This window comes from Sphingomonas sp. CFBP 8760 (genome assembly GCF_014841615.1).
Lineage (GTDB): Bacteria > Pseudomonadota > Alphaproteobacteria > Sphingomonadales > Sphingomonadaceae > Sphingomonas.
Genome location: NZ_JACYUG010000046.1, coordinates 1 through 2,746, shown reverse-complemented (window position 1 = coordinate 2,746; position 2,746 = coordinate 1). Strand labels below are relative to the sequence as shown.

Sequence of the window (2,746 nt, the reverse complement as noted above, 5' to 3'; positions counted from 1 at the left end):
GAGAAGCAGGCTCATGTAGCCTAACTTGGTGTCCATGGGACCGGCAGCAGCTCATCAAAACACCTCCTGGCTCCGCAGAGCCTATCATCGGTGTCCATCAAACCGAGGGAAGATCAGGCAGGGTGGGCGGATGCAAAGGCGATCGCAGCGGCTATGAAGCCTAGGCGGCGTGGACGAATTGATTGACGCTGGGTTGAGGGGGCTTTTTTGCATAATGGCCTAACGCTTCCCTGACTGGGTCAGGAAGGGTAGGTGGCAAGAATGCCAAAGCCGACCACGCCAAAATACCGGACGACGAACCGGAGCGACTATAATGCAGATTTCAAGCTGCGGGGATCGCTGGAGATTTGGCTAGACCCAGGCATGCAGTGGCTATCAGCGGCGAATGGTCGTCCTGCTCGGCCTAAGCTTTTTTTCGGACAGCGCGATTGTGGTCTGTCTGACGTTGAAGGTGGTCTTTGGCCTGCCGCTGCGTCAGGTGATGGGCGGGTTGCGAACTTGCTGAAGATGGCAAAGCTGGATTGGCCGGTGCCGGACTATACGACGCTATGCCGGCGGCAGAAGGCCTTGGCAGTCCCGAATGGCGGCCGCGCCAGTGCAGGTGGCCTGCATCTGCTGGTCGACAGCACCGGAATCAAGATGATGGGCGAAGGCGAATGGAAGACGCGCAAGCACGGCGCATCCTATCGCCGTCAGTGGTGCAAGCCTGTCCTGAGCCAGTCGAAGGGTTCACCTCGGGATCGATGCTGAGACACTGGAGATCCGGACGATCGAGGTTACGCCCAACGCGGCTGGCGATGCATCGACACTGCCGGATCTGCTGGCGCAGGTTCCAGCGGATGAGCGGATCACCAGGGTGGGTGGTGATGGTGCCTATGACACCAGTAAGTGTCGTGCCGCGATTGCGGCGCGAGGTGCCGACGCCGTCATCCCCATGCGCCGGGGTGGCCAGCCATGGACGACGGACGCACCTGGCGTCGATGCCCGCAACGAAACGCTTCGTGCGATGAAAAGGCTCGGTCGGACGATCTGGAAGGAGTGGAGCGGCTACCATCGCCGCAGCCTGATCGAGACCAAGATGCGCTGCTTCAAGCTGCTCGGCGAGCGCGTCGCATCACGCAGCTTCGATCGCCAGATTACCGAGCTTAAAGTCCGCGCCGCAGTCCTCAATTGCTTCTCGCAAATAGCAACCCCACACACTATCCGTGTTGCATAGTATTTGCTAATAAAGACGTTCTCATGTTAAGTTTGATTTATGCAACAAATCCGAATTAAATACCTCAATTATAAACCTTATTGATTTCTTTTATACAAATAAAAAAAGTACCAATTCAATATAACAGAATCGTCTTTGTGACTATTGATAATATTGTAACTTATTCGTTAGGATTACAGATAATATATATTGAGTTCTTCAACGCTGATGGCAAACCCGATCGCGTTTGACAGCAAAAGACCCGCCAATTATAATATTGGCAGGTCTATTAACTGTTTTAAAGGCGAATGTTATGCAAAGCGCACATTCGTTGCACGACGGCGGTACCGCGTAGCAGCACCAATCATGCCAAAGCCAACCAGCATCATTGCCCAGGTGGTAGCTTCGGGAATGGCTGCGATAAACGACGCCTGGCCACCATAAGCACCACCGCCGCGCGAAACACCGTTCACGACGATCGTGTTCAGCACGCCAGCAAAGACCGGAATGTTGTTGGTGAACGCCACCTCGAAAAGGCCGCCTTCGGTACGAGTAATGCCAGCAGCGACGCCGTTGACGAACACCGAAGTGAAATCGAGGTCGTTAGGCGATCCAAATTCCGTTGCGCTCGTCGTCACCGTGCCGCTGCCAAAACCGTTGGTCGGAAGCGTGAAGGTGAAGGTGTCGGAGAATTCTCCAGCAGCGATACCGGTGTTGAAGAACGCGCCAGCGAAGGTGCCATTCGGACCCGGGGTTGCGGTGAAGTTCGTGCCACCGACGGGGAAGGTCGCTGCATATGCCGCGGGTGCGGCCAGGGTCATCGTGGCAACCGCAAGGGTCGAGACAATCAGTCGCTTCATGTGAAATTCCTTAAAAATGGTCATGCTGCAGTGCAGCACACGGTTACGCGAATATCGTGAGCCATGCCATATGGTTAATGCGGTCTTAACAAATTTTTCTGAGAGATAAACAGGTCAATTGTCGTGGCAATTGGTTTGGATTTGTCGGCCAGGCAAATCGCTTAGGGCATGTCGCCTAACTAGGGCTGGAAGGAGTTAGGGTGGGGATTCCCCGCCGCACCGCGCGCTTATGTGACGGCTTGGGGAAGCGACCGTGGAACGAGCATCTGGGCCTGTTCGAATAGGTGAGAACGGCCAAGCTGGTCGTTCGATCCCGCAACGCAGCATCTTTGGCCCCGTCCATCGCACGGTCTGCCGACTATTTTGCTGCCACCGATAGTAATTCAAACCTTTAGCTGCTCTGTGTTTCCGGCAGCTTGGATGTATCAAGCCGCGCTTGCGATAGTGGAAAACGGTAGATTAACTTAGAATAATTGTTGTTCGGTTTAGCGAATTAACCGGATGATGATTATTTCAAGCGCAGATTTGCCGTGTCAGGAAATGATCTAGGCAAGCTACGCGCTTACAAAACGTAATTAATACTTTCCTACACCCGGTAGCGGATAGCTTATGAATGGTTGAAGGCTATGCCAGCTGCAGGTGGTGGGAAGTATCACGATCTCAAGGGGTTCGGATATGTCGCTATCTCTCG

General features: G+C 54.1%; 3 protein-coding genes. 2 read left to right on the top strand and 1 reads right to left on the bottom strand.

Features of this window, described 5'->3' with window-relative positions; all coding sequences use genetic code 11:
* Window positions 1-261: 261 nt before the first annotated feature.
* Together IFT82_RS21610 and IFT82_RS21605 are read left to right on the top strand one after the other, a co-directional pair.
* Window positions 262-750, top strand: coding sequence for a transposase (locus IFT82_RS21610; RefSeq protein WP_446740993.1), 489 nt, complete (start codon window positions 262-264; stop codon window positions 748-750).
* Window positions 740-1,216, top strand: coding sequence for an IS5 family transposase (locus tag IFT82_RS21605; RefSeq protein WP_446740994.1), 477 nt, complete (start codon window positions 740-742; stop codon window positions 1,214-1,216). Before IFT82_RS21610 ends, IFT82_RS21605 begins: the two co-directional genes overlap by 11 nt.
* 290 nt (window positions 1,217-1,506) lie before the next feature.
* Here the strand turns inward: IFT82_RS21605 and IFT82_RS20245 are convergent, their stop codons facing one another.
* Window positions 1,507-2,055 (bottom strand): FxDxF family PEP-CTERM protein, encoded by a 549-nt coding sequence (locus tag IFT82_RS20245; RefSeq protein WP_192129936.1) that lies wholly within the window; start codon window positions 2,053-2,055, stop codon window positions 1,507-1,509.
* Window positions 2,056-2,746: the final 691 nt, after the last annotated feature.

Bases quoted from the DNA above. Each gene is read 5' to 3' on its own strand.
- IFT82_RS21610 (WP_446740993.1), top strand. From the start codon at position 262: ATGCCAAAGCCGACCACGCCAAAATACCGGACGACGAACCGGAGCGAC.
- IFT82_RS20245 (WP_192129936.1), bottom strand. From the start codon at position 2,055: ATGAAGCGACTGATTGTCTCGACCCTTGCGGTTGCCACGATGACCCTG.